Origin of the sequence: Pigmentiphaga litoralis (assembly GCF_014651835.1) — a bacterium.
GTDB classification, from domain to species: domain Bacteria; phylum Pseudomonadota; class Gammaproteobacteria; order Burkholderiales; family Burkholderiaceae_B; genus Pigmentiphaga; species Pigmentiphaga litoralis.
Genome location: NZ_BMXQ01000001.1, coordinates 2,749,347 through 2,776,019, shown reverse-complemented (window position 1 = coordinate 2,776,019; position 26,673 = coordinate 2,749,347). Strand labels below are relative to the sequence as shown.

Here is a 26,673-nt window from a genome sequence, read left to right as displayed (position 1 = left end):
CCCAGGCTGATCATCCTGGACGAAGCCACGCTGGCATAACACGCTGAACGCGCTGAACCCGTCACAGGCCCTGAACGCTAGCGCGTAACGATCACCGGAGTGACGTCCACACGCGCCTGCATACGCTGCGCCGCAGCCATGGCGGCCTCACGATCCGGGTACGGACCCACTTGCACGCGATGCAGGCTGCCGCCACTGATGACGCGCAAGGACTCGATCTCAGGCACCCGGGACCGGATCCGATTCACAAGATCTTCTGCATTGCGTTCGCCATTGAAGGCGCCGACTTGCAGGTAGATGCCAGAACTTAGCGGGGCTGATACGGGGGTTGGCCGATAGGCGGAGGGCACGGTGACTGGCGCGGATGTCTGGTACGAAGGCGCCGCAGCGCCATAGCCTCCGGTCGAAGCAGAGGCCGGGCCTGCAGCAGCCAAGTCGGAACCTGGAGCGGAACTGACGACCGCCCCTGCCCCGGCTCCGGTCCAGGCGCCTTCAGCCCCAGCCACGGTCGCACTTGGACGCGGCGCCGGCCGCAGCGCTGGCGTAGGTGCCAGGATCTGTACCGGCAATGCACCCGCTGTCTGCTCCACAGGCACGGTCATGGCTATCGCATCGATCTCGGGACCGGTGCCCGTCGTGGTTGCCACGCCTGTGTAATTCGATGCCACGGCCATCGACGATGCGGCCCCCGACGCACCAGACGACGCACCATACGACGCCGCAGAGAGCGCCGCCATGCCCGCAGGCGCCGCCGGCGCCATGGCCAGCACCGGCTGGCCGTTGCGCTCCGCGCGTATCCGCGCGATCTCGGCGGGCATCAGCAGCTCCACTACCACTTCAGAACTGCCCTTGCCCAGAATGCCCAGCTTGTGCGCCGCCGTGTACGACAAGTCGATCAGGCGGTCGCCGTGGAACGGTCCACGGTCGTTGATCCGGACAATGACGGACTTGTTGTTGGCGACCCGGGTGACCCGCGCGTAGCTGGGAATCGGCATGGTCGGGTGGGCAGCGGTCATGGCGTACATGTCGTAGATCTCGCCGTTCGAGGTTCGCGCGCCATGGAATTTCTTGCCGTACCACGATGCCACCCCACGCGCGGTGTAGCCCTGCTGCGTCGTATCTGGCACGTAACGCTTGCCGAAGATCACATACGGCTTGTTCGCCCCGCTGGCCAGCGGCTCGAGCTGGGGCAGGGCGTCGGGCACCAGATCCAGATTGGCGGGCGGGTTGTCTTCCGGGCCGTCGTCCTTGTAGTAGCCACCGCCTTTGCTGCCCGAAGACGCCACACTGCCACCGCTCTTGGTCGGCGAACTGCCGCAGCCGGCCAGCGCGAACGCGGCAAGGGTGGCGGCCAAAACGGTGTAGCGGCTGGGCGTCAGGGTCATCGCGCGGCACTCCGGGCAGGGACGTGAGGGACCAGATCGTGAGCAACCTGGTCATGCAGGTCGAATTGTTTTTGCGCGCGGTGGCGCACCAGCACCTGGCCTTGGTCAGCAAACAGCGCGGCCAGCTGCTCCACCACGTATACCGACCGATGCTTGCCGCCAGTGCAGCCAATCGCCACCGTGAGGTAGCTTCGAGTGTCCTGCATGTACTGGGGAAGCCAAGTCCGGATAAAGCCGGCAATATCATCGATCATCCGTTGAACGACTGGAATCCCGGCAAGGTAGGCTGCCACCGGCGCGTCGCGCCCGGTCAGTGGCCGCAGCAGCGGATCGTAGTGCGGATTGGGCAGGCAACGCATGTCGAACATCAGGTCGGCGTCCAGCGGCACACCTTCCTTGAACGCGAACGACTCGAAGGTCAGCACCAGCGGATGGCTGTCGGCGTGCACGACGTTGCGCACCCAGGCGCGCAACTGGCCCGGCGTCAGCCCGGTGGTGTCGATCACGTTGCCCAGTTCGCGCAGGGGGCCCAACAGTTCGCGCTCGCTGAAAATGCACGCTTCGACCGAGGGCGCGACGCCCTGGTGATACAGCTTCTGCGTCAATGGATGGCGCCGGCGCGATTCGGAATACCGGGTTACCAGCGTATTGGTGTCGGCATCCAGAAAGACCACGCGGATTTCGGTGCCCATCTGGCGCAGCGCGACGATGATGCGCGGCAGGCTGGCGATGTCGCCGCTGGACCGCGCGTCGATCGATACCGCCACGCGCTGCTGGTCTTCGTCGCGGGCAGCCGCCACGAATTCCTGCAGGAAGCGAACGGGCAGGTTGTCGACACAGTTGTAGCCGGCATCTTCCAGCGTCCGGAGCGCAACCGACTTGCCGGACCCGGAAATACCGGTGATGAAGACGACGCGAAGCACTGCCTGGTTTTGCATGGGTGAACCGTCGGAGTGGAAATCAACTGCCGTTCTGGATGGCTTGCGCCTGGCGTTCCATGAAGTCCCGCATCGTATCGATGCCGCGCAACTGCAATATGACATTGCGTACCGCGGCCTCGACCAGCACGGCCAGGTTGCGGCCGGCGGCAACGGGCAGCACGACCTTGCGGATCGGCAGCGCGAGGACCTCCTGCGTTTGCGCCTGCAGCGGCAGGCGTTCGAAGTTGGCTTCGGGCGACGTGGTGCGCACCAGGTGCACGATCAGCTTGAGCTTCATCTTGCGCCGCACCGACGTTTCGCCAAAGATGGCCCGGATGTCCAGCAGGCCCAGCCCGCGCACTTCCAGCAGGTTCTGCAGCAGCGGCGGGCACCGGCCTTCGATCATGTTGGGCGCGATCCGCGAGAACTCGACGGCATCGTCGGCCACCAGGCCGTGGCCGCGAGAAATCAGTTCCAGCGCCAGTTCGCTCTTGCCCAGGCCCGATTCGCCCGAGATCAGCACGCCCATGCCCAGCACGTCCATGAACACACCGTGCACGGTGGTCATGGGCGCCAGCTTCTTGGCCAGATAGATCCGCAGCAGGTCGATCACCTGGGCCGCCGATTTGGGCGAAGCCAGCACCGCGACATTTTGCTGTTCGCAGTGCGTGATGATGTCTTCCGGAGCCGCCAGACCGTCGGCCATGATGATGGCGGGCACGCCCCCGGCGATCAGTTCGTCCAGGTGGTGCGCACGCTTGCGCAGTTCAAAGCGCGTGTAATACGACAGCTCTTCATGCCCGAACACCTGGATCCGCGAAGGATGGATCAGGTTCAGGTGGCCGACCAGGTCGGAAGCGGCCAGACAGGTCGCCGGCAGGGGCGAACGCCCGGCGCTGCCGCGGCCGGCCAGCCAGGTCAGGCTGATCTTGTCCGCGTTGTCGTCGACCAGCTTTTCAATTGTCAGCATCACGTATCGGAACACCCGGAAAAAAGTACCGGAAGGTGGGATGGCAGGACCTGCTCAAGCCAGGGACAGCAATGCCGGGCGCGCGTGGCCCGTGTGGTGGGGGGCCGCCGCGTCAGGCCGTTGCGTCCGACTGTGCCGGCTCCCAGTGCGTGAGCAGGGAATGCACGGCGCTGGCCGAAGGTTCAGCCAGCAGGGCGTCGCGCAGCGCGCGGTTGGACAACATCTGCGCAAGTTCGGACAGGATCTCGAGGTGCATCTGGGTGGCCTGTTCGGGCACCAGCAGGAACACGAGCAACTGTACCGGCTTGCCGTCGGGCGCTTCGAACCCGATGGGCGCCGCCAGACGCACGAACGCGGCAACCGCTTCGGTCAGGCCCTTGATGCGCCCGTGCGGCACCGCGACGCCCTGGCCGAGTCCGGTGGACCCGAGGCGCTCGCGCGAAAACAGGCTATCGAACACGACCGACCGGGCGATACCGTGATTGTTTTCAAACAGGAGCCCGATCTGCTCGAAGACCCGCTTCTTGCTGGTGACTTCCAGCTCGAGCAGGACGTTGGAGGGGGGCAATATCCGAGAAATCAGATTCATAGTGTGGGCGACCGGCCCGTGCACGAAATGCCTTGCACAGGAAAGGAACCAGAGGTGACAGCGCTTGGCCTTGGACGTCGATTATAGCCAGCATGTCCGACCTGTCACTCAATCGGGATGTTTATGCCTATTTCTTACTGGAATTTCATCCGTTTGGATGCTATGTCGCGGTGAGAGTTCCGCGCCGGCCCGGGAGAGTTGACCACGCCATGGTGGTCGTCCGGGCCGGTGTCACTTGCCGGCGGCTCGATCAGAGCGCGGCGTCAGTATCCGTGCCGTCAGGATGCGGCAGGAATCTGCCTGCGATCAGAGATCGGCAGGGATCTGCCTTTTGGGCGCTTCGTCGATCGTGACGCGGGTGGTCTGGATCTTGTCCTTGTACTTGATGACCTGGCGGTCCACCTTGTCGACCAGCGTGTCGATCGCGGCGTACAGATTATCTTCCTGGGCCTCGCAATGGATGTCCTTGCCCTTGAGGTGCACGGTGACTTCGGCCAGATGCTTCAGCTTTTCTACCGAAAGGATCACTTGGATGTCGATGACATGATCGAAATGACGCAAAACCCGCTCGATCTTGTTCATGACGTACTCCCGGATGGCGGGAGTGACCACGAGGTGATGACCGCTGATGCTCAGATTCATGTAAAGCCCTCCTTGAAGCTGTCTGGGGAGGGATCTCCCCAAAACCTGCCAGCCCCTGCGTAAGCGGGAGCCGGCATCGTGGCACTCGCATGCCACTTTGGTTGCGTCGCGGAAAGGAGGGTCTCCGGACCAAGCCACGCAACAAAAGTAGCGAGCCAATGCATCAACCGATGACGTTCAGATGGGCTCGTATCCGAAGCCTTCAATAGCTGAGTTGCAAGCAGCGATGTCGGGATGTTTCGCGACGGTCGGGGCGGGGGGTGCGGCTCGGCTAGATCGCCTTGCGCAGGGAGACGGGGGGAATCTTCAGGGCTTCGCGGTACTTGGCGACAGTGCGCCGGGCCACCACGATGCCTTGCTCTCCAAGCATCTGCGCAAGCTGGCTGTCGGATAGCGGCTGGGTGGGTTCCTCCGCGCAAACAAGCTGTTTGATCAAAGCCCGGATCGCCGTCGAGGACGCTGCCCCGCCGGTTTCCGTTGCCACATGGCTGCCGAAGAAGTACTTGAGTTCGAACGTGCCGAGCGGGGTGAGCATGTATTTCTGGGTAGTCACCCGCGAGATCGTCGACTCGTGCAGCCCTAGTGTATCTGCTATTTCACGTAACACAAGGGGGCGCATGGCGACTTCGCCGTGGTTCAGAAAGCCGTGCTGACGCTCGACGATGGCCTGCGCCACGCGCTGGATCGTGTCGAAGCGCTGCTGCACATTGCGGATCAGCCAGCGGGCTTCCTGCAGCTGTGAGGACAGGCCCGGATGGGCCGATGCCCGCTCGGATTTGAGAATCTGGGCGTACATCTGATTGACCCGCAGGCGGGGCACGGCGTCGGAGTTCAGAATGGCGCGCCACTGGTTGCCGACCTTGCGCACGACCACGTCGGGCACCACAAAATCGGCGGCCGGCGCCGAGTACTTCGAGCCGGGCCGGGGATCGAGCTTGCGGATCAGGGTCTGCGCCGAGCGCAGCAGGTCGTCGTCGCAGCTCAGCGCCTTGCGCAGCTTGGCGTAGTCCCGCGCGCCAAGCAGGGCCAGATGGTCCACGACAATGGCGCGGGCGCAGTGCAGCACGTGGGGGTCGCGCGCTTCGGGCAGGCAGTCCAGGTCGGGATCCCGCAACTGCAGGCGCAGGCACTCGGCCATGTTGCGGGCGCCGACCCCGGTGGGGTCGAACGATTGCAGCAGGCCCAGGGCCGAGCGCAGTTCGTCTTCGTCGATGTCGAGCTCGGGCGGGAACAGGGCCGCGATCTCGTCCAGCGGGGTCGTCAGGTAGCCGTTGTCGTCCAGTTCGTCGATCAGCGCGCCCACCAGGGCGCCGTCACGATGCGTGACCTGCGTCAGCGACAGCTGCTCATGCAGGTGCTCGCGCAGCGACGTCGAACGCGCCGCCAGTTGCGGCGCCGTGTCGTCGTCATGCTCGGAGCCCGGGCGATGCAGCTCGGGCATGTCGTGCGTGTCCTGCGTCTCGCGCGCGTCGTCCACCGCCGTCGACGGCTCGCTCGAATCGGCGGGCGTCTCGGCCGGGGCCTCGGTGCGCTGGGTCTCGTGCATGCTGCCATCGGCGTCGACGCGCAAGTTCCCGATCGCCGCGTCTTCATCGCGTTCGAGCAGCGGATTTTCCTGCAGGATCTGCTCGATCTCGTGTTCGAGTTCGAGCGTGGACAATTGCAGCAGCTTGATGGACTGCTGCAGTGCCGGCGTCAGCGCCAGGTGCTGGGAGGTGCGAAGTTGAAGGCCAGGTTTAAGCATAGTCACCGCTACATGCGGAAGTGTTCCCCCAGGTACACGCGCCGCACCGCGGGGTCGCCCACGATTTCTTCCGGATGGCCATTGGCCAGCACGGTCCCTTCACTGATGATGTAGGCACGGTCGCAGATACCGAGAGTTTCGCGAACGTTGTGGTCGGTGATCAGCACGCCGATGCCCCGTCCCTTCAGGAATCGCACGATGCGCTGGATCTCGATCACTGCGATCGGATCGACACCCGCAAACGGCTCGTCCAGCAGGATGAAGCGGGGATTGGTGGCCAGTGCGCGTGCGATTTCGACTCGGCGGCGTTCGCCACCCGACAGCGAGATCGCAGCATTGCTCCGGATATGGCCGATCTGCAGTTCTTCAAGCAGCGCTTCAAGGTGTTCGGCAACACGGGCCGACTTGAGCGTGACGCCGTGTTCGTCGCGCTGCAGTTCCAGCACGGCGCGGATGTTCTGCTCGACCGTGAGGCGGCGGAACACCGAGGCGTCCTGCGGCAGATAGGACAGGCCCCGCCGCGCGCGCTGGTGGATCGGCAGCGCCGTGATCGATTCGCCGTCGATGTCGATGCTGCCCGCATCGGCCGGCACCAGGCCGACGATCATGTAGAAGCAGGTGGTCTTGCCGGCGCCGTTCGGGCCGAGCAGGCCCACCACTTCGCCGCCATCGACTTCAAGCGACACGTTCTGGACAACGGTGCGGCCCGAATAGGCCTTGCGCAGGCCGGTGGCGCGCAGCTTGCCCGACTGCTTCGTCTGGCCGCCCACGGCCGAGGCCGGTGCGTCCTCGACCACAGGAGGCGTGACGGGATGGTTCATCGGCCCCCCTTGGCGGCGGCCGGTGCGCCGGGGCGCGCGCAGCCATTGTCCGGCGCGGCGCCGCCGCTTTCGCGCGGCTGGATCACGGTGCGCACGCGCTGGTTCGGCGTGGCGGCCCGCGGACCGCCGTTGGCGCTGTACGTTTCGGCGCGCTGGTCATACGTGATCTGCTGGCCGCGGACTTCGTCCACCACCTGTTCGCACGCCAGGCGTTTGACGACCGCGCGCGAGATGAAGTGGATCTTGTCGTTGCGGCCATCGAACTCGGCCCGCTCGGCTTCGCCTTCGATGTATTCGTCGGTGCCTTCACGGCGCTGGCGCACGAACACGAGCTTGCTCCCGGTCGCGGTGGCGACGCCATGCTGGAAGCCCTCGGGGTCTTCGCGCAGTTCGAGGCGGTCGGCACGCAGCGTCAGCGAGCCCTTGGTCAGCACGACATTGCCTGTGAACACGCTCGTCTGCTTCAGGTCGTCATACCGCAGCGAGTCGGCATCCACCAGGGTCGGCTGCTGGTTGTCGGTCTTGGCTGCCACTGCGGCGCCGGCGGTCAGGGTCACGCTGGCGATCGCGATCAGCGCCTGCGCGGCGAGGCGGGTAAATGAAAGGTTCGGCACGATGATTTTCTTGTCCTTGTCTAGGGCTGCCGCGGTGCGGGGGATTTCCCCGGGGTGATTTCTACCTGAGTGCGCTGCGCGATCGACAACTCGCGCGTGACGTTGTTGTAGCGCATGCCGCGGCCCTGGATGCGCGAGCGTCCGTTCAGGATCGTGGCGGGCTGATCGGTAAACGCAAGGTCTTCGTCGGGGCGCAGGGTCATCTGTTCGCTGCGGATCGTCAGGGCATCCCGGCCCTGGGCCGCCATGCGCTGGAAGTCGACGTTGCCCCGCATGTCGATACGCGCGCCGTCTTCATCCATCCGCGCGAAATTCGACGAGACCACCGTGGTCGGCCGGTCGGCGCGCTGGTTGACCGCGCGCAGCTGGGTCACCTCGGACGAGTCATCGTCGGGGTAATGCACCAGTCGCTTGCCTTCCATGCGGGTGCTGGGCAGCCCGGCGGGATCGCTGCGCACCATCACGAAATCCTCGACATACGAGTCGATTTCATGGGTGAGCCGCCGCGGCGGGTCGGTGGTGACCGCCCGCTGCGCATAGTCGGCCGCCCACCATGTGCCGGCCACGAGCGATACCAGCAGGATGATGGATACGGCAGAGGCGAGACGGTCTTTCATGGCGGCCCTGGCTTATTGCGGTGAACCGACGGTGAGCGGGGCGCGCGGCCGGCCGGCGATGAAGCCGCCCAGGCGTCCTTGCGCGGCCAGGATCAGGTCGCAGCATTCGCGGGCGGCGCCGGTGCCGGCCGGGCGGCTGGAAATCCAGTGCGCGGCCTGGGCCACGTACGGCGGCGCCTCGGGCACGCTGGCGGCAAAACCCACGCGCTGCATGGCATGCAGGTCGATCACGTCGTCCCCCATGAAGCCGATGTGTTCCATGTCCAGGCCATGCCGCTGCGCCAGCACCGTCACGGCCTGCGACTTGTCGCGCACGCCCTGCTGCACGTCCGAGATACCCAGGTCGGCCGCGCGGCGCGCCACGATGGGCGAGTCGCGCCCGGTAATGAAGGACACCAGGATGCCGCTTTCCTGCAGCATGCGGATGCCGAACCCGTCGAGCGCATGGAAGGCCTTGATGGATTCACCGTGCTCGCCGTAGAGCAGGGAGCCGTCGGTCAGCACGCCGTCCACGTCGAAGATCATGAGACGCAGGCGCGTCGCCCGTTCGCAGACAGCCTGCGATGTGCGCGCCAGGATCAGTGCTTCGGCGGGGTGGGAAGGGGTCAGTTTCATTGCCATCGGGGTTCAGAGCACCTTTGCTGCCATCAGGTCATGGGTATGCAGGGCGCCGACGAGGCGGCCCGTGTCATCCAGGACCAGAAGCTGGTTCTTGCGGTTTTCGTCCATTTGCGCGGCGGCTTCGACCGCCAGCGCGTCGGGGCCGACATGGCGCGGCGACCGCGTCATGCCGCTTGCAACCTTGAGGCTGCGGATATCGCCTTCGCGCTCGATCAGGCGGCGCAGGTCGCCATCGGTAAAGATGCCGACCAGTTCGCTGCCGTCCAGGACGGCGGTCATGCCCATGCCCTTGCGGGTGATTTCGATCAGGGCTTCGGTAATGGACGCATCAACCGACACCACCGGGATCGCGTCGCCGGTTCGCATCACGTCGCGCACGTGCGTCAGCAGGCGCCGGCCCAGCGCGCCCCCCGGGTGCGAGCGCGCAAAGTCTTCCGGACCGAAGCCCCGGGCTTCCAGACAGGCCACGGCCAGCGCGTCGCCCAGCCCGAGGGCGGCGGTGGTGCTGGCGGTGGGCGCGAGGTTCAGCGGGCAGGCTTCGATGTCGACGCCGCCATTCAGGTGGACATCGGACAGTTTGGCGAGTTCGGAATGCGGGTTGCCGGTAATGCTGATGAGCTTGGCGTCCATCCGTTTGACGGCCGGAACGATCGTCAGCAGTTCGGCCGTGGTGCCCGAATAGGAGATGGCCAGCATGACGTCGTCGGACGTGATCATGCCCAGATCGCCGTGGACGGCTTCGGCCGCGTGCACAAAGAAGGCCGGCGTGCCGGTGGATGCCAGGGTGGCGGCGATCTTGCGGGCAATGTGGCCGGACTTGCCGATGCCGCTGACCACGACGCGGCCGCGGCAGGCGAGCAGGATCTCGACCGCCGCTTCGAAGCGGGCGTCGAGCCGCTCGGCCAGCGTCACGAGGGCTTGCGCTTCGATCGTGAGCGTGCGGCGCGCGGACGGCAATGCGTCGGCGGCGTTCGGCACGGGAACGCGAGCAGTACCTGTCGTGGGAAGCGAAGCTGTCATGGGGCTGCGATTGTGACCGGAGTGTGGCAGTGCGACGCGGGCGGCCGACACGAAGTGATAAAAACAGAGCGTGCCGACGCTGGCCGGGTTACTTTTGCCGTAGTTTAATTCAGCGGACCTACCAGTATAGTAGCAAGGCACGGTCCTTGCTTGACCGGCTGCGCCGCGTTTTTTAGTGCTTACTCTCCTTGGACTGCCGATGTTTCTGGACCCCAATTACATCCGCGACCGTATTCGTACGGTGCCGGACTGGCCGCAAGCGGGGGTGATGTTCCGCGACATCACGCCGTTGCTGCAGGATCCCAAGACGTTCCGCGCGCTGATCGACATGTTCGTCTATCGCTACATGGGGCAGCGGCTGGACCTGGTGGCAGGCATCGACGCCCGGGGGTTCATCCTGGCCAGCGTGGTCGCCTACGAGCTGAACCTGGGGTTCGTGCCAGTGCGCAAGAAAGGCAAGCTGCCCTTCGCGTCGATCTCGGAAGAGTATGCGCTGGAGTACGGCAGTGCGGCGGTGGAGATGCATGCCGACGCCGTGCGGCCCGGGCAACGGGTATTGCTGATGGACGATCTGGTGGCGACGGGCGGCACCTTGCTGGCGGGCGCCAAGCTGCTGCAGCGCCTGGGGGCCAACGTGGTCGAAGCCGCGGCGATCGTGGATCTGCCGTCGCTGGGCGGCGGCGACCGGATACGGGCGTCGGGGCTGGATCTGTACGCGGTGTGCGCGTTCCCCGACTGACCCTGTCATCAGCCTGCTTATTGAAGAAAAAGATCCCGTCACCCGTGTGGCGGGATCTTTTGCTTTCAGAGCGAAGGATGCCGATCCCGGACCGGGCTGACGGCTTCCAGTTGCGCCGCGGCGCGAAGCAGCGTGGCCTCGGCCTGCCAGGTCGCCACGAGCTGGATGCCGATGGGCATCCCATCGTGGCTGGTGCCGAAACGCATCGACATGCCCGGAAGCCCCGTCAGGTTAAGCGGCACGGTGGACCCTTGCAGATAGGTCGCGTCGACCGTCTGGCCGTTGATCCGGAATTCTGTCGTGCCATGGGGCTGCGCCGGAATCGGTTGTACGGGTGTGATCAGCAGGTCGTAGCGCGAAAAGTAGTCGGCAAAGCCGTCGCGCAGGCGCTCCGCGGCCTGTTCGGCGTCGATGAAGTCGGCCATCGACGTGTCGGGCGTGGCCAGCATGGTTCGGGCCATCAGATAGATCTCGTCGTCGCGGCGGCCCGCCGTGGCAGCCTGGAAGGCCGGCTTCATTTCCATGATGTGCAAGCGATTGAACACGTCCAGGGCAAAGTCGCGTTCCAACGCCGGGATGCGGACGGCGTCGACGGTGTGCCCGGCCTGGCGCATGGCCCCGGCTGCAGCCCGGACGGTGGCGGCGACTTCGGGATCAATCGGACCGAACCCGGGTTCGACCAGCCAGCCCACGCGCAGCGGGCCGGTGTTCAAGGCGCCACTGGCAGGCTGGACGGGCCCGATGCTCGACGAAAACGCATCCTGTCCGTCCGGACCCGCCAGGACGGAATAGGCCAGGGCAATGTCGCGCACGCTGCGCGCCATGGGCCCGACATGCCAGAAGCGGCGGGGCGCGCGGGGCCAGATGCCCGTCATTGGCACGCGCCCATGGGTGGCCTTCAATGACGTGATGCCCGTCTGCGCCGCCGGGCCACGGACAGAAATGGCCAGATCCGTTCCCAGGCCCAGCGGCGACATGCCCGCCGCGATGGCTGCGGATTCGCCGCCACTGGATCCACCCGGGGTGCGCGCCAGATTCCAAGGATTGTTGGTGCGGCCAGACAGCAGGTTGTCGCTCTCGATCCAGTACGAAAATTCCGGCAGGTTGGTCTTGGCGAGCAGGATGCCGCCGGCGCCCTTGAGCCGGGCGACACTGGTCGCATCGGCATCGGGATTGCGTCCCTTGAAAATGGGCGACCCGCGCTGGGTCAGTACGCCGGCCGTATCGATCGAATCCTTGACGGTGAACGGCACGCCATGCAGCGGGCCAAGATCGTCGCCGCGCAAGACGGCCGCTTCGGCCATCTTGGCCTCGGCCAGCGCCTGATCGGCGATCGTCACGATGGCGTTGATGCTGGGATCGACCTCGGCAATGCGGTCCAGGTGGGCCTGCACGACTTCCACCGGCGACACGTCGCGGTTGCGGATCAGTTCGGCAAGGTGGGTGGCGTCGTAGCGGGTCAGGTTCGTCATGGTTGGCATCATCTATCTATCAGTTGGTAGACAAATAGTAGAAGGAGTTTACGGACGTTGTCAAAGACTATCTATCAGTTGGTAGATTTGGTTGGTGGGCGGTAGAATGCCCGATCCACGCCCGATGTCCGGGCGCCCCCGTCGAGACGAACGCATGAGCCTGATCAACGCCAAAGAAGCCATCCTGGCCGCTGCCACACGCACTGCACAGGCGCACGGCTACGCCGGACTCAATTTCCGTGAGCTGGGTGCGGAGGTGGGCATTAAGAGTGCGAGCATTCACTACCACTTCCCTACCAAAGCGGATCTGGGTGCCGCGGTAGCGCGCCGCTATTGGGAAGACACGTCGGCGGCCTTGGAGGCGATTGCCGACGGCACGGGCGACCCCGTGGCCAGCCTGCGTCGTTATCCGGAGATTTTTCGCCAGTCGCTGGAGCGCGACAACCGCATGTGCCTGTGCAGCTTCATGGCGGCCGAATACGACGATCTGCCCGAGGCCGTGCAGGCGGAAGTCCAGACCTTTACCGACGTGAACGTCGCGTGGCTGGCGAAGATGCTGCTGGCCGCAAAGGCGGTCCATGCTGATGGCGCCGAGGCCAGGGCACGCGCCATCTTCGCCGCGGTCGCGGGCGCCCAGCTGATCGCCAGAAGTCGCGCCGACATTTCGCTCTTCGACACGCTGATTACCAACTACCGCGAAGCCGGACTGTTGCCCGGCTGACCCGGTCCCTTAGACCGCGTCCGAATCCGCCACTTTCTTGCTGGCCCGGGCCGGCTTGGACGCCTTCTTGGCGCTGGCCGCGGTCTCGAGCAAGCGCGCCAGATACCTGCCGGTGTGGCTGTCCGCATTCCGGGCGATGTCTTCCGGCGTCCCCTGGGCCACGATCTGCCCACCGCCATCGCCGCCTTCCGGCCCCATGTCGATCACCCAGTCCGCCGTCTTGATGACGTCCAGGTTGTGCTCGATCACGACCACAGTGTTGCCGGCAATGACCAGTTGGCCGATGACTTCCAGCAGCAGGGCGATGTCGTGGAAGTGCAGGCCGGTGGTCGGCTCATCCAGGATGTACAGCGTGCTGCCGGTGCCGCGTTTGGACAGTTCCTGCGACAGCTTGACGCGCTGCGCCTCGCCGCCCGACAGGGTGGTCGCGCTCTGGCCCAGGCGGATGTAGCCCAGGCCGACCTCGATCAGGGTCTGCAGCTTGCGCGCGATGGCGGGCACGGCTTCGAAGTAGGTCAGGGCCTGCTCGACCGTCAGGTCCAGCACTTCGCTGATGTTCCGGCCGCGATAGCGGATTTCCAGCGTTTCGCGGTTGTAGCGTTTGCCGTGGCAGACGTCGCAGGGCACGTAGATGTCCGGCAGAAAGTGCATTTCCACCTTGACCATGCCGTCGCCCTGGCAGGCTTCGCAGCGGCCGCCCTTGACGTTGAAGCTGAAGCGGCCGGGGTCGTAGCCCCGCGCCCGCGACTCGGGCACGCCGGCAAACAGTTCGCGGATCGGCGTGAACAGGCCCGTATACGTCGCCGGGTTGCTGCGGGGCGTGCGGCCGATCGGACTCTGGTCGACGCTGATGATCTTGTCGAAGTGGTCGAGCCCGTCGATCGACACATACGGCGCCGGCTCGGTCTGGCTGTTGTACAGGTGCTGCGAGACCGTCGGCACCAGGGTGTCGTTGATCAGCGTGGACTTGCCCGAGCCCGACACGCCGGCAATGCACACCAGGCGGCCGACCGGAATGTGCAGGTCGACCGACTTCAGGTTGTTGCCCGATGCGCCCAGCAGGTGCAGCCACTTCAGGTCGGCTTCGTCATGCACTGGCCGTCGGGCCGGCACGGCGATCGCCAGCGCGCCGCTCATGTATTGGCCGGTCAATGACTTCGGGTCGGCCAACACCTGCGCAGGCGTACCTTCGGCCACGATCTCGCCGCCGTGTTCGCCCGCGCCCGGCCCCATGTCGACGACCCAGTCGGCCGCGCGGATCATGTCTTCGTCGTGCTCGACCACGATCACGCTGTTGCCCAGGTCGCGCAGGTGGCGCAGGGTGTCGATCAGCCGGTCGTTGTCGCGCTGATGCAGACCGATCGACGGTTCGTCCAGCACATACATCACGCCGGTCAGGCCCGAGCCGATCTGGCTGGCCAGCCGAATCCGCTGCGCCTCGCCACCCGAAATGGTGTCCGCGCTGCGATCGAGCGACAGGTAATTCAGGCCGACGTTATTCAGGAAAGACAGGCGGGACGCGATTTCCTTGACGATACGATCGGCAATGTCGCGCTTGGCGCCGGTCAGGGCCAGTTCCTCGAACCAGCGCAGGCACTCGGCCAGGGGCAGGGCTTCCAGCTCATAGATGGCCAGGCCCTGTTCACCTTCGCCGACCTTCACGAACCGCGCTTCGCGGCGCAGGCGCGAGCCGCCGCAGTCCGGACAGGTCTTGATGTTTCGGTACTTGCCCAGTTCTTCGCGCACCGTGGCCGACTCGGTTTCCTTCCAGCGCCGTTCCAGGTTCGGAATCACGCCTTCGAAGGCATGCGTCTTGACCGACGTGCGGCCCTTCTCGTTCACATAGGTAAACGGAATTTCCTGTTCACCGGACCCGAAGAGCACCCGTTCCTGCACTTCGGCAGGCAGTTCCTCGAAGGACGTGTCGACCTCGAACTCGTAGAAGGCCGCCAGGTTGGTCAGCAACTGGTGATAGAAAGGATTGCGGCGGTCCCAGCCCTTGATGGCGCCACTGGCCAGGCTCAGTTCCGGAAAGGCCACGACACGTTTCGGGTCGAAAAAGCCGACATGGCCGATGCCGTCGCAGGTCGGGCAGGCGCCCACCGGATTATTGAAGCTGAACAGGCGCGGTTCCAGTTCCGGCAGGCTGTGGCTGCACACGGGGCAGGCATAGCGGCTGGAAAACAGATGTTCCTTGCCGTGCGTTTCATCTTCGGACGCGTCCAGTTCCAGCACGATCGCGCGGCCCTGGGCCAACGTAATCGCCGTTTCGAAGCTTTCAGCCAGGCGCTGCTGCGCTTCCGGACGCACCCGCAGCCGGTCGATCACGATGTCGATATCGTGCTTGTCGTTCTTCTTCAAGGGCGGAACGCTGGAGATATCCATGACCTCGCCATCGACCCGGACCCGCACGAAACCCTGCGCCTGCAGGCTGGCCAGGTCGTCTTCGAAGCTGCCCTTGCGGTCGCGCACCAGCGGCGCCAGGATCGCCAGGCGCATTTCGGGCGACATGGCCAGCGTGGCGTCGACCATCTGGCTCACGCTTTGCGCTTGCAGGGGCAGCAGGTGATCGGGGCAGTAGGGCGTACCCACCCGCGCAAACAGCAGGCGCAGGTAGTCGTGGATTTCCGTGACGGTGCCCACGGTGGACCGCGGATTGTGGCTGGCCGCCTTCTGTTCGATGGAGATCGCCGGCGACAGGCCTTCGATCAGGTCGACCTCGGGCTTGTCCATGAGCTGCAGGAACTGCCGGGCGTACGCGGACAGGCTCTCGACATACCGCCGCTGGCCTTCGGCATAAAGCGTATCGAACGCCAGCGACGACTTGCCCGACCCCGACAAGCCGGTAATCACCACCAACTGGTGCCGCGGCAATTCCAGCGACACGTTCTTGAGGTTATGCGTGCGGGCGCCCCGGATGCGTATTACGTCCATGACATTACATCCATTGTGCTGCACCCGCTTTGCCGTTCATTACTCTGCAACCCATCAGTTTGCTTCATCCGTTTGCTGTTCCGGCATCGGCCGGCGGGGCGCATGCGTCCAACCCGGTCAAAAGCCAACTTGGTACTATAACGCGCTGCAATATCGCGCGCCTATCCGATCCGCCCTCGCTGCACTCATGCGTCCTGATGACCGCTCCTGACTCCTTCCGCATGACCCCGTCCGAACGGCGCGCCAGTTTCTCGCTGGCGGGACTCTTCATGTGCCGGATGCTGGGGCTGTTCCTGCTGCTGCCGGTATTTGCCGTCGCAGCGCAGGGCCTGCCGGGCGGAACCGACCCTGCCCGCGTCGGCTTGGCCCTGGGCATGTATGGACTGACGCAAGCGTTCATGCAGATTCCCTTCGGCATCGCGTCCGACAAATGGGGCCGCCGGCCGGTCGTCGTGTTCGGGCTCATCCTGTTCGTGCTGGGCAGCATCGTCTGTGCGACCTCGGATGACCTGTTCTGGATCACGGTCGGGCGGGCCATTCAAGGCTCCGGCGCCATTTCCGCTGCCGTCACCGCGTGGCTGGCCGACGCGACCCGCGATCACGTCCGCACCAAGGCCATGGCCCTGATTGGCGTGTCGATCGGCATTACGTTTGCGGTTTCCCTGGTGCTGGCGCCGCTGCTGGTCGGCTGGGGCGGGCTGCCGGGCCTGTTCTGGACCATCGCCGCGCTGGGCCTGGCGGCGTTGGGCGTGGCCGCCTGGGTCGTGCCTGCCGCACCCCCCACGCCGCCTTCCGTGGGCAAAATCCCCTTCCGTACGGTGTTGCTCAACCCCGATCTGCTGCGCCTGAACCTTGGCGTATTCACGCTGCACCTGATCCAGGTCGCCTTGTTCGTGGTCGTTCCGGCCACGCTGGTGCGCATCGGCGGGCTCGAGGCCAGCACCCTGTGGCGCGTCTATCTGCCCGTGATCGTGGTGTCGTTTTTGGTGATGGTGCCCATTATTGGCGTGACCGAAAGGTTCTCGACCCACCGGCAGACCATGCGCGGGGCCGTCGGGGCCTTGCTGCTGGTCTGTATTGGACTGGTCTGGGCGCAGGCGCATTATGTGGCGCTGGTCATCGCGCTGACGGCGTTTTTCTCGGTCTTCAACGTGCTGGAGGCCATGCAGCCGTCCCTCGTGTCGCGGGTTGCGCCGCCGACGGTCAAGGGCCTGGCCCTGGGTTTCTACAACACCAGCCAGGCCGCCGGGCTGTTCGTTGGGGGCGCGCTGGGCGGCTACCTGTCGTCGCACGTAAGTTCTTCGGCGGTATACGTATTGGCCGCCGTGCTCGCGGTAATATGGCTGATTGCCACCTGGCGGCTGACACCCCTGCCGCCACGCCGGACGGCGCGACAGGCCGCGGCGTCCTGATGGCGCCAGCGGGTCGTGCGTAACGGCTTGCAGGCAGGACCGAAATATCCGGGTCATACGAGCCACCCCGAATGGTGGCCCGGGCCCATCGAACGAATCATGACGGGCTGCGACCGGCGGCGTTCAGTGCCCCACCCGCCGACGCGCGCAGCCCGACATCGCAATTGAATCATTTGGAGAAAGTGGAATGGCATCCGTCAACAAAGTAATCCTCGTCGGCAACCTGGGACGCGACCCCGAAGTCCGCTACAGCCCCGATGGCGCGGCAATCTGCAACGTATCCATCGCCACCACGTCCAGCTGGAAAGACAAGACGTCAGGCGAAAAGCGTGAAGAAACCGAATGGCACCGCGTGGTGTTCTACAACCGCCTGGCCGAAATCGCCGGCGAATACCTCAAGAAAGGCCGCCCGGTCTACGTCGAAGGTCGTCTGAAGACGCGCAAGTGGCAGGACAAGGACACCGGCGCCGACAAATTCACGACCGAAATCGTGGCTGACCAGATGCAACTGCTGGGTGGCCGTGAAGGCGGCGGTGGTGGCGGCGGCAATGATGGCGGCGACCAGACCTACAACGCCCCGGCCGCCCGCCCGGCCGCGCGTCCGGCCAGCAGCCCGCGTCCCGCAGCGTCGCAGGGGTCGAACAACAATGCCGCGCCGAACTTTGCGGACATGGACGACGATATTCCGTTCTGATCGTTCAGGCAGTCTGGTACCCCGAACCCCGCGGCAACGCGGGGTTTTTCTTTGGGCACAACGCCACCCGTAGTCCAGCATGCTGCAGCATGGGCATAGGTGAGTCAGCCCCTCGCTCCATGGATCGACGGAAAGCCGATCCCTGATCATGCAGGTTTGGCCTTTTACGAGCAGAGGCCATCGCCAAGCGCAGGACGCGTTCGCGTTATTGCGTGGTTCGCGGCGCGCCGCTTCCCAGGCGCGTCAACCCGAACAACACCACCCCCAGCAGCAGCAACCCGCCGCCCCGCACCACCGTCTCCAGACTCTGCTGCGACGCCAGGAGCAGGCAACATCCGATCGACAGCCACGGCACGATGGTCGGCACGCGAAAGTGCTTCTCGGCAACGACGTCCTTGCGCAGCACAAGCACGGCAATGTTGGTGCTCAGGAACACCACCAGCAGCAACAGCACGACCGTGCCGGCCAGGACTTCGAGGGTGGACGTGAAGGTCAGGGCCATTGCGACGAGGGTGGTCCACAGGATGGCCATGCCGGGCGTGCGGCGCACCGGCAAGACGCTGGCGAGGCGGCTGGGCAGCAGGCCTTCGCGGGCCATGCCGTAGGTCAGGCGGCTGGCCATGATCATGGTGAGCAGGGCGCCGTTGGCGACGGCGACGAGGGCGATGACGGCGAACCAGCGGGGCGGGATGCCGAGGCCGGACGCGCGTACGACTTCCAGCAGCGGGGCCGACGAGTCGGCAAGTTGATCGATCGGGACGATCAACGATGCGGCCAGGGCCACCAGCACGTACACAAGGCCGGCGATAAGCAGCGACGCAAACAGGGCGATGGGGTAGACGCGGCGCACGTCGCGGACTTCTTCGGCCAGGTTGGCGGACGTTTCGAACCCGACGAAGGAATAGAAGGCAAGCAGGGCGCCGCCGAGCACGGCGACACCGGGCGACACGCCGGGGCGGAATTCGGTCAGCTGGCCGAAGTTGCCTTGTCCTTGAGACACCAGGTAGACGCCGCAGGCGATGACGATGAGCAGGCCCGAGAGCTCGATCAGCGTCATGACCAGGTTGGCGCTGAGCGATTCCTTGATGCCGCGGGCGTTGAGCAGGGCGATGGCGACCAGGAAGACGAGCGCGGCGGCGGTGGGGGGAACGGGAATGAACGCGCTCAGGTAGTCGCCCGCGAAGGCGACGGCCAAGCCGGCGGCGCTGGTCACGCCCGCGGCCACCATGCAGAAGCCGACCAGGAACGAGATGACCGGCCGCTTGAAGGCCTTGGCGGCATATACCGCGGCGCCGCCTGCGCGTGGATACTTGGTGACGAGTTCGGCGTACGACCCGGCCACCAGCAGCGCAAAGACCAGGGCGAGCAGCAGCGGGGCCCACAGTGCGCCGCCGACGCGGCCGGCGATGGTGCCGGCCAGGGTGTAGACGCCTGCGCCAAGCACGTCACCCAGAATAAAGAACAGCAACAGGGGGCCGGTAATGGCGCGGCGCAGGGGCTCACCGCTCACATCACGCATGGCCGGCTCACCGGTCGAAGGCAATTCCTGGGACGACATGGCATTCCTTGCGCGGCGCTAGGCATGCGCTTGAGTGAGAGTTGCCCCAACGTGCGGGCAGGGTCAGCGGCCGATAATCCGATAATCGAATACTGCGATAGTCCGATCCGCAAGCTCCGCCGATGGTGGCGTATCGCCCATCGCCAGACGCGAGCAATCGATCAGTCCAGGCTGCGCAATACCTTTCCGAGCTTGTCGAACAGTTCGTCGATCTGCGCTTTTTCGATCACGAGGGGCGGCGACAGCGCGATGATGTCTCCGGTGACCCGGATCAGCAGTCCATCGGCAAGGCGCGGCGGAAGGCTTCGAAGGCGCGTGCGCCGGGCTGCCCGGCTCGCGGCGCGAGTTCGATGCCGATGACCATGCCGATGGCGCGAATGTCGATGACGTTCGGCGCGTCGCGCAGCGCGAACGCGGCGTCGTGCCAGTACTCGACCACGCTTTGAGCATGTTCAAGAATGCCGTCCTGTTCAAAGATATCCAGCGTGGCGAGGCCGGCCGCGCAGGCCAGCGGGTGGCCCGAGTAGGTGTAGCCGTGCGCCAGTTCGATGCCGGCCGGGCCGTGCATGAAGGCGTCATACACATGCGGCTGGACCATGACGGCGCCCATCGGCACGACGCCGTTGGTGACCCCCTTGGCCGTGGTGACCATGTCCGGCATGACGTCGAAATAGTCGTACCCGAACGGGGTGCCCAGACGCCCGAAGCCGGTAATGACCTCGTCAAAGATGAGCAGGATGCCATGTTTGGTGCAGATGTCCCGCAGGCGCTTGAGGTAGCCCACGGGCGGGATGAGCACGCCTGTGGATCCCGACACCGGTTCGACAATCACAGCCGCGATGTTCGATGCATCGTGCAGCGTCACCAGCCGTTCCAGCTCATCGGCAAGCTCGGCGCCATGTTGCGGCACGCCGCGGCTGAAGGCGTTGCGGGCCAGATCGTGCGTATGCTGAAGATGGTCCACCCCCGGCAGCAACGATGCGTGGAAGGTCTTGCGATTGCCGGGAATGCCGCCCACCGACATGCCCCCGAAGCCCACGCCGTGATACGCGCGTTCGCGGCCGATGAAGCGCGTACGGGTCGGTTCGCCGCGCGCTCGATGGTAGCCAAGTGCAATCTTCAGTGCACTGTCGACCGATTCCGACCCCGACCCGGTAAAGAAGATCTGGCTGAAGCGGCCGCCGGTGTAGTCACGCAGGCGGTCCGCCAGTTCGAACGCCGACGGGTGACCCATCTGGAACGAGGGCGCGTAGTCCAGCGTGGCGACTGCCTTTTGCACGGCCGACACGATGCGCGGCTGGCTGTGTCCCAGGGGTACGCACCAGAGTCCTGCCGTTCCGTCGAGCACGGCGTTGCCGGCGTCGTCGCGGTAGTACATGCCTTCGGCCGAGACCAGCATGCGCGGGTGCGCCTTGAAGTCCCGGTTGGCCGTGAACGGCATCCAGTAGGCGGACAGGTCGGAAGGGGAGGGAGAGGAAGAGGAAGGGGATGCCATGCCGCAGCGTCGCTCAAGGAAGAGAGAGAACTGCGATTATGGCCAGCCGCGCCGCTGGCGGCCAGTCCCCTTTGGCTACGAGGTGAAAATCTGCCGGCGGGCCGCCTTGCTGCGCGAGGTACTCCGGAGGGCGATCAGTGCGGCCAACGGCACGCCGAACACCGCCAGACCCACCAGGATCTCGGTCAGCAGGGTCTGGCCGGCAAGGATGCCCCGGTGCCCATGCACAACCGTCGCGGCCAGCCACACGATGACGAAGGCCGCGTCGACGGCGCGGTTCGGCAGGCGCAACGCGCGCCCGGCGCCGAGCAGGATGCCAAGGAAGAGCACGCCGACAGCGGTCGCAATCAAGGTATGCATTGGGCGTCCTGAGAGATCTATGGATTTGCGGATACCGGCGCCCCCATCAGGCGTCAGCCTGGCTTTCAGCTCAGGCCAGGCCGCCGTTGGCGCGCAGAACCTGCCCATTCACCCAGCCCGATTCCTTGCTGACCAGGAAGGCCACGACCTTGGCGATGTCGTCGGTCTGGCCCAGGCGTTCCAGCGGGGGCATTTTGGCAAACTGCTGCACTTGCTCTTCGGTCTTGCCATTCAGGAACAGGTCGGTCGCGACCGGGCCCGGGGCCACCACATTGACGCGGATCTGGCGGCCGCGCAGTTCTTTCGAGAAGACCCGCGTAAAGGCTTCGACAGCGGCTTTCGTGCCGTTGTAGACCGCGTACCCCGGCAGGTTCAGGGCCAGGGTGGTGCTGGAAAAGTTGACGATGCGGCCGCCGTCATTGAGCCGCTTGCCGGCTTCGCGCAGGGTGTTGAAGGTGCCGCGCACGTTGACGCCAAAAGTCGACTCGTACAGTTCGTCGCTGGTCTGGGCCAGCGGCATCGTCGTCAGAATGCCGGCATTGTTGACAAGGACATCGACTTTGCCCAGTTGGCGTTCGGTCTCGTCAAACAGCCGCTGCACGTCGGCGGACTGCGCCACGTCGGCCTTCACGACAATGGCGCGGTGACCGTCGGCGGTCAGCGACGCGACCAATGCGTCGGCATCGGTGGCCCGGCTGGCGTAGTTGACCACGACGGCATAGCCATCATGGGCCAGGCGGCGGGCAATGTCCGCGCCGATGCCGCGGGATGCGCCGGTGATGATCGCGACGCCGGCATGCCCTGCGGCGGGGAGGGCATTCGGGGTGGCGTTCTGGGTCGAAGTCGTTGGGGTCGTCATGGCAAAAGCTCCTTGAATCAGCGTGGCAATGACTGCATGGTGCGCCATCGTGCGGGCCAGATAAAGCCCTTGGCCTTGACGTTATTATTCAAGATTGCACAACAATCTCCGTGCAACAATCGGTGTGCGCCCTTCTGGAATCCTTCCATGCCCATCGATACGCTTCGCGCGATGAAGGTCTTTGTCCGCATCTACGAACGCAAGAGTTTCACCCTTGCGGCCGACGACCTGAACATGCCCCGCGCGACCCTGACGCACACCATCAACGCCCTGGAAGCCCATCTGGGCGCCCGGCTGCTGGAGCGCAGCACCCGCCGGGTGGAGCCCACGCTGGACGGCGATGCCTACTACGAACGATGCCTGCACCTGCTGGCTGAAATCGAGGATGCCGAGAACGCCTTCCGTACCGTCGCGCCCAAGGGATTGTTGCGGGTGAACCTGCAAGGGTCGCTGGCGCGGCAGTTTGTCATCCCGGCTTTGCCGGCGTTCATGGACCGTTTTCCGGACATCGAACTGGCGGTGAGCGAGGCCGATCGTTTTGTCGATCTGGTGCGTGAAGGCGTCGATTGCGTGTTGCGGGCGGGAACGCTGGGCGACTCGTCCTTGACCGGCAGGCGGGTCGCTAGCCTGCAGCAGGTGACCTGCGCAAGTGCCGGGTACGTGCGGCAATTCGGCCGCCCCGCCTCGCTGGACGACCTGGCCAGCCACCGCGCGATCAACTATGTGTCGTCAACGGGCAGGCGCTATCCCTTCGAGTTCATGGTGGAGGGAACGCAGACAGATGTGGAGATCGGCGGCCGGGTGACGGTGTCCGGCGCCGAGGTCTATACCGCGGCGGGGCTGGCGGGGCTGGGCATGATCCAGGTGCCAAGGTATCGCCTTGCGACGCTGCTCGATGACGGCACGTTGATCGAGCTGCTGCCGCAGCACCCGCCGCCGCCCATGCCGGTGTCGGTGCTGTATCCGCAAAGCCGGCACATGTCGCCGCGCGTGCGGGTGTTCGTGGATTGGTTGACGCAGGTCTTTGCCGATGCCAAAACGGCAGGCGCGATCTAAGCGCAAGCGGCGAGCGCTTCCATCAGGGGCGAGCCGCGAGCGCTTCCATTACCGACGCCAGTGTCGGCATGCGCGCGGCCATCGCGGCGACCGACCCGGCGTCGACGACATCCAGGGCCGGCACTTCCGCCATCACCGGCACCCCGCCGAATCGTTCGATCGCTAAACGATTGCTCGGGGACGGCGGTCCGTTCATCACCACCCCCGCTACCGCGATGCCTGCTGCCTTCAACGCATGCAGGCTCAGCAGCGTGTGATTGATGGTGCCGAGCCCGCTGCGCGCAACCAGGATCACGGGCAGGGCCAGGCGCCCGATCAGGTCGATCATCATCGTGTCGTCATCGATGGGAACGAGCAGGCCGCCCGCGCCCTCCACCACCAACGGTGCGTGCGTTGCGGGGCAGGTCAGCGCATGGGTGTCGATCCGCACGCCCTCCAGCGGCGCGGCGGCCCAGGGGGGCAGCGGCGCCTGCAGCACCACGGCGGGCGCATGCACACGCGAGGGGGCCATGTCTGCCAGGAAGGCCACGCTGGGCGTATCGCCGGGCTCGTCCGCCACGCCGGTCTGCAATGGCTTCCAGTAATCGGCCTGCCAGGCCTTGGCCAGGATGGCGGATATCAGCGTCTTGCCGACGCCGGTGTCCGTGCCGGTGACGAAGACGCCGCGATGCGCGCATGTGGGGGTGTCGATCATGAAGCATCGCCCGCGCGTTGCCACACGCCATAGGCGATCTCGTACGTCACGGTGGCACCGTCATCCGTGAAGCGAGACAGCACCCGCCGAAAATCAGAAGGACGCAGCGCCCGGGCGCCCTCTCGCGGCAAGGTCGCGCCGATGCCTTTCAGGCTGCGCACAAAGCCCAGGCCGTCGGCAAAGCGCACGCGCTGTGGATCGATGGTGACGCTGCCGGCGTGGCCGGGCAGGGCGCGGGCAAGCGTTCCCGCATCGGGGTAATCCGGCGTGGCAGCCCGCAGATCGAAGTGGCGATGCGCGTCGCGCCATTCCTTGAAGGTATCGGCGGTCAGTGTACTGACGGCCAACGTGCCGCCCGGCGCCAGGCAGGCGGCCAGGCGTTGCAGTCCCGCGGGCAGATCGTTGAACCATTGCACGGCCAGGCTGGAACACACCAGGTCGTACTGCCCCACGTGGGATCCATCGGGATGTTCGCCGTCCAGGCAGGCGTAGTGCGCGGTACCCGTCAGGTCGATCCGACCCGTGTCGGCTGCCAGCCGGGTGGCAGCCACCATTTCTGGCGCAATGTCGGTAATCGTCCAGTCGGCCGCGGCAATATGCCGGGCCAACGCAGCAGTCAGCAGGCCCGTGCCGCAGCCGATTTCCAGGACCCGGGGGCGCAGCGGCAGGGGCAGCGCCGCGATCCGCGCAGCCAATGTCGACGCGGCATGCCGCTGCACGTCGGCATGGTCGTCGTAACGGGCCACCGCGCGGGCGAACCGTGCGGCGATCGCATCGCGCCGGGCGAGTGCGGTCATGAGCCGGACCCCGTCAGCGATACGTTCGGCGGCGCCTGCAGCAGCTGGATCACCCGCCGCACGGCATCCGCGCACTCGGCAGGGTGCGTCACCGGCAACAAGTGACCCCCTTCCGCAAGCATGACTGGCGGCGTGCTCGAACGCGTCGCGAACGTCATCGCCGTCATGGCCGGCGAAACGATGGGGTCGTCGTCAGCGGCCACCGCCACGATTGGCACCGGGCACGCTGCCAGTGCAGCCCGGACATCGTCATCGCGCAGCGCCGACAGGTCCGCGAACAGCGCATCCACATCGAGCCCGGTCGTTGCCGGATAGGGCGCCGCGCCGCATCGGGCCCGGAACGTGTTGACCACGCCCATCGGATCCTGCCGCAGCCGCTGCAGCATCCGGTCGATCAGCCGCAAGGGCGTCCCCGCAGCAAAGTCCGGCGCCGCCGAAAAGCGTGCAAAGCCGTTCAGGCAGACGATGCCCATGCAGTGCGGCGCCAGGTTCTTCAGTACACGCATCATTCCGAATGAATGCGCGACGGCGATGAAGGGCTCAATGGGGGGCTGAAGCAGCGCCGAACCCACGTAGCCGGCGTCGTAGCGAAGCTGCGAGATCGGCTGCGAAACTGACTGCGACGTCGACCGCGAAATCGGCTCCAATCGATCCGCCAGCGCATCGAACACGCCTGCATCGAAGCCCCACCCATGCACGAACCACAGCACCGGCGTCATGCCGCACTCCGCAGCGGATCGCGCGCCAGGGCGTCGAGCAAACGGTCCACATCGTCTTCGGTATGCGCGGCACTCAACGCAATGCGCAGGCGGCTCGTGCCTGGGGGCACCGTGGGTGGCCGGATCGCCACGGCCAGCATGCCGGCGTCGTTCAGCCGCGCGCTCAGGGCGACGGCGTCGCCCGCATCGCCCACCATGGCGGGCACGATCTGCGTCGACGACGCACCGGTATCCCGACCCTGCGCACGCAGCCCGTCACGCAGGCCTTCCGACAGCCGCGCCAGATGCGCGCGGTCGGTGTCCATGCCAGGAACGAGGTCCAGCGCCGCATCCATGGCCCCCAGGACCGACGGCGGCAGCCCGGTCGAATAGATGAAACCCGAGCATGTATTCACCAGGAAGTCGCACAGCGCCTGCGACCCTGCCACGTACGCACCAAAGCCCCCCAGGGCCTTGCTGAATGTCCCCATGATCAGGTCGACGCCACCCGGCGCCAGTCCCGACAGCCCCATGCCATGCGGGCCGAGTACGCCCGTGGCATGGGCTTCGTCCAGATACAGGAAGACCTCGTGCCGATCCGCCAACGCCGCCAGGGCCGGCACGTCGGCACGATCGCCATCCATGCTGAACACGCTTTCGGTCACGATGATCCGGCGCACGCCGGCTGCGGCCCGCTCGGTCAGCAAACGATCCAGGTGCGCCAGATCGTTGTGACGGAAACGGATCTGCCTGATCCCCGCGGCCTGGCACCCGTGATGCATGCTGGCGTGTACCAGCTTGTCGGTATAAACCTCGACCTGTCCGCGCGTCCCCAGTCCCCGGATCAGCGCCGGCAGCACACTGGCGTTCAGTTGCCAGCCACTGGCAAACAGCAACGCCGCCTCGGTTCCCTTCAGCCGCGCCAGCTTGGCTTCGACCTGGGTGTGCGCATCCAGGGTGCCCGTGACCAGCCGCGACGCCTGCGCACCCGCACCGTAGCGCTGCGCCCAATCCGCCGCGCGCTCGGTCAATAGCGGGTGCCTTGCCAGGCCCAGGTAATCGTTGCCCGAAAAATTGAGCAGCTCGCGGCCCGCGCTGACGATGCGTCCCGGCGCGGCCGCGGCAAGCGGCCGGACGCTGCGGCGCATATTGCGCGCGGTGGCATCGGCAAGGACCTGCTCGAAGCAGGGATCGAACTTCGACATGAATGAACTTGAAGATCAGAAGGGTGGCAAGGTCGG

General features: G+C 65.6%; 23 protein-coding genes and 3 pseudogenes. 5 read left to right on the top strand and 21 right to left on the bottom strand.

The genetic code is table 11. The features are described from left to right. Positions 1 to 77: 77 nt before the first annotated feature. From IE116_RS26225 to IE116_RS12525, 12 genes and pseudogenes are all read right to left on the bottom strand, one after another. A complete protein-coding gene (locus IE116_RS26225; protein WP_308428257.1) occupies positions 78 to 602 on the bottom strand; it encodes an SPOR domain-containing protein in 525 nt (174 codons plus the stop codon). Positions 603 to 725: 123 nt separating this feature from the next. Continuing rightward, positions 726 to 1,385, bottom strand: a pseudogene (locus IE116_RS26220) (septal ring lytic transglycosylase RlpA family protein); the annotation flags it as partial. After that, positions 1,382 to 2,308 (bottom strand): RNase adapter RapZ, encoded by a 927-nt coding sequence (gene rapZ / locus IE116_RS12570; protein WP_189614599.1) that lies wholly within the window; start codon positions 2,306 to 2,308, stop codon positions 1,382 to 1,384. The gene rapZ and the pseudogene IE116_RS26220, both read right to left, overlap by 4 nt. Positions 2,309 to 2,345: 37 nt before the next feature. Beyond that, positions 2,346 to 3,275: an HPr(Ser) kinase/phosphatase gene (hprK, locus tag IE116_RS12565; protein ID WP_189612892.1), complete on the bottom strand. Its 930-nt coding sequence runs from the start codon at positions 3,273 to 3,275 to the stop codon at positions 2,346 to 2,348. Between the two features lie 112 nt (positions 3,276 to 3,387). After that, complete coding sequence (ptsN, locus tag IE116_RS12560; protein ID WP_189612890.1) at positions 3,388 to 3,864, bottom strand: PTS IIA-like nitrogen regulatory protein PtsN; 477 nt, start codon at positions 3,862 to 3,864, stop codon at positions 3,388 to 3,390. A gap of 306 nt (positions 3,865 to 4,170) precedes the next feature. Then, a complete protein-coding gene (gene hpf / locus IE116_RS12555; protein WP_179584484.1) occupies positions 4,171 to 4,506 on the bottom strand; it encodes a ribosome hibernation-promoting factor, HPF/YfiA family in 336 nt (111 codons plus the stop codon). A gap of 271 nt (positions 4,507 to 4,777) precedes the next feature. Then, positions 4,778 to 6,250 carry an RNA polymerase factor sigma-54 gene (locus tag IE116_RS12550; RefSeq protein WP_189612888.1) on the bottom strand — a complete coding sequence of 491 codons (1,473 nt, stop codon included), beginning with the start codon at positions 6,248 to 6,250 and terminating at the stop codon, positions 4,778 to 4,780. Between the two features lie 8 nt (positions 6,251 to 6,258). Then, positions 6,259 to 7,071, bottom strand: coding sequence for an LPS export ABC transporter ATP-binding protein (lptB, locus tag IE116_RS12545; protein ID WP_189612886.1), 813 nt, complete (start codon positions 7,069 to 7,071; stop codon positions 6,259 to 6,261). After that, a complete protein-coding gene (gene lptA, locus IE116_RS12540) occupies positions 7,068 to 7,685 on the bottom strand; it encodes a lipopolysaccharide transport periplasmic protein LptA (RefSeq protein ID WP_189612884.1) in 618 nt (205 codons plus the stop codon). The genes lptB and lptA overlap by 4 nt, the downstream gene beginning before the upstream one ends. A 20-nt stretch (positions 7,686 to 7,705) precedes the next feature. Further along, entirely contained in the window at positions 7,706 to 8,302 is a 597-nt protein-coding gene (lptC, locus tag IE116_RS12535) for an LPS export ABC transporter periplasmic protein LptC (protein ID WP_189612882.1), read from the bottom strand. Positions 8,303 to 8,314: 12 nt separating this feature from the next. Continuing rightward, complete coding sequence (locus IE116_RS12530; RefSeq protein WP_189612881.1) at positions 8,315 to 8,923, bottom strand: KdsC family phosphatase; 609 nt, start codon at positions 8,921 to 8,923, stop codon at positions 8,315 to 8,317. Between the two features lie 6 nt (positions 8,924 to 8,929). Then, positions 8,930 to 9,943, bottom strand: a complete 1,014-nt coding sequence (locus IE116_RS12525) for a KpsF/GutQ family sugar-phosphate isomerase (protein ID WP_189612879.1) — start codon at positions 9,941 to 9,943, stop codon at positions 8,930 to 8,932. Positions 9,944 to 10,142: 199 nt separating this feature from the next. Here IE116_RS12525 and IE116_RS12520 point away from each other — a divergent pair, with 199 nt between their 5' ends. Continuing rightward, positions 10,143 to 10,682 carry an adenine phosphoribosyltransferase gene (locus IE116_RS12520; RefSeq protein WP_189612877.1) on the top strand — a complete coding sequence of 180 codons (540 nt, stop codon included), beginning with the start codon at positions 10,143 to 10,145 and terminating at the stop codon, positions 10,680 to 10,682. Between the two features lie 65 nt (positions 10,683 to 10,747). Here IE116_RS12520 and IE116_RS12515 read toward each other — a convergent pair whose 3' ends face one another. Next, complete coding sequence (locus IE116_RS12515) at positions 10,748 to 12,154, bottom strand: amidase (RefSeq protein ID WP_189612875.1); 1,407 nt, start codon at positions 12,152 to 12,154, stop codon at positions 10,748 to 10,750. A gap of 154 nt (positions 12,155 to 12,308) precedes the next feature. Here IE116_RS12515 and IE116_RS12510 point away from each other — a divergent pair, with 154 nt between their 5' ends. Continuing rightward, entirely contained in the window at positions 12,309 to 12,875 is a 567-nt protein-coding gene (locus IE116_RS12510) for a TetR/AcrR family transcriptional regulator (protein ID WP_189612874.1), read from the top strand. A 9-nt stretch (positions 12,876 to 12,884) separates the two neighbouring features. Here the strand turns inward: IE116_RS12510 and uvrA are convergent, their stop codons facing one another. Next, entirely contained in the window at positions 12,885 to 15,809 is a 2,925-nt protein-coding gene (gene uvrA, locus IE116_RS12505) for an excinuclease ABC subunit UvrA (RefSeq protein WP_189612872.1), read from the bottom strand. A gap of 197 nt (positions 15,810 to 16,006) precedes the next feature. Here uvrA and IE116_RS12500 point away from each other — a divergent pair, with 197 nt between their 5' ends. Next, positions 16,007 to 17,221 carry an MFS transporter gene (locus IE116_RS12500; RefSeq protein ID WP_229828126.1) on the top strand — a complete coding sequence of 405 codons (1,215 nt, stop codon included), beginning with the start codon at positions 16,007 to 16,009 and terminating at the stop codon, positions 17,219 to 17,221. 187 nt (positions 17,222 to 17,408) lie between these two features. After that, entirely contained in the window at positions 17,409 to 17,915 is a 507-nt protein-coding gene (gene ssb / locus IE116_RS12495; RefSeq protein WP_189612870.1) for a single-stranded DNA-binding protein, read from the top strand. Between the two features lie 205 nt (positions 17,916 to 18,120). Here the strand turns inward: ssb and IE116_RS12490 are convergent, their stop codons facing one another. The 4 genes and pseudogenes from IE116_RS12490 to IE116_RS12475 form a co-directional block, all read right to left on the bottom strand. After that, a complete protein-coding gene (locus IE116_RS12490) occupies positions 18,121 to 19,473 on the bottom strand; it encodes an APC family permease (RefSeq protein WP_229828125.1) in 1,353 nt (450 codons plus the stop codon). Between the two features lie 161 nt (positions 19,474 to 19,634). Continuing rightward, a pseudogene (aptA, locus tag IE116_RS12485) lies at positions 19,635 to 20,968 on the bottom strand (omega-aminotransferase AptA). A 75-nt stretch (positions 20,969 to 21,043) separates the two neighbouring features. Next, complete coding sequence (locus tag IE116_RS12480; RefSeq protein WP_189612868.1) at positions 21,044 to 21,328, bottom strand: hypothetical protein; 285 nt, start codon at positions 21,326 to 21,328, stop codon at positions 21,044 to 21,046. Positions 21,329 to 21,398: 70 nt separating this feature from the next. Continuing rightward, positions 21,399 to 22,187 carry an SDR family oxidoreductase gene (locus IE116_RS12475; protein ID WP_189612866.1) on the bottom strand — a complete coding sequence of 263 codons (789 nt, stop codon included), beginning with the start codon at positions 22,185 to 22,187 and terminating at the stop codon, positions 21,399 to 21,401. 153 nt (positions 22,188 to 22,340) lie between these two features. Between IE116_RS12475 and IE116_RS12470 the strand changes: the two genes are divergently transcribed. Then, complete coding sequence (locus IE116_RS12470; RefSeq protein WP_189614596.1) at positions 22,341 to 23,243, top strand: LysR family transcriptional regulator; 903 nt, start codon at positions 22,341 to 22,343, stop codon at positions 23,241 to 23,243. Positions 23,244 to 23,265: 22 nt separating this feature from the next. On the opposite strand, the pseudogene bioD reads toward IE116_RS12470, so the two are convergent. From bioD to IE116_RS12455, 3 genes and pseudogenes are all read right to left on the bottom strand, one after another. Beyond that, positions 23,266 to 24,734: pseudogene (gene bioD, locus IE116_RS26130) on the bottom strand (dethiobiotin synthase). Further along, positions 24,731 to 25,453, bottom strand: coding sequence for an alpha/beta fold hydrolase (locus IE116_RS12460; RefSeq protein ID WP_189612864.1), 723 nt, complete (start codon positions 25,451 to 25,453; stop codon positions 24,731 to 24,733). The pseudogene bioD and the gene IE116_RS12460 overlap by 4 nt, the downstream one beginning before the upstream one ends. Continuing rightward, positions 25,450 to 26,637, bottom strand: coding sequence for an aminotransferase class I/II-fold pyridoxal phosphate-dependent enzyme (locus tag IE116_RS12455; protein WP_189612863.1), 1,188 nt, complete (start codon positions 26,635 to 26,637; stop codon positions 25,450 to 25,452). Before IE116_RS12455 ends, IE116_RS12460 begins: the two co-directional genes overlap by 4 nt. Between the last annotated feature and the right edge of the window lie 36 nt (positions 26,638 to 26,673).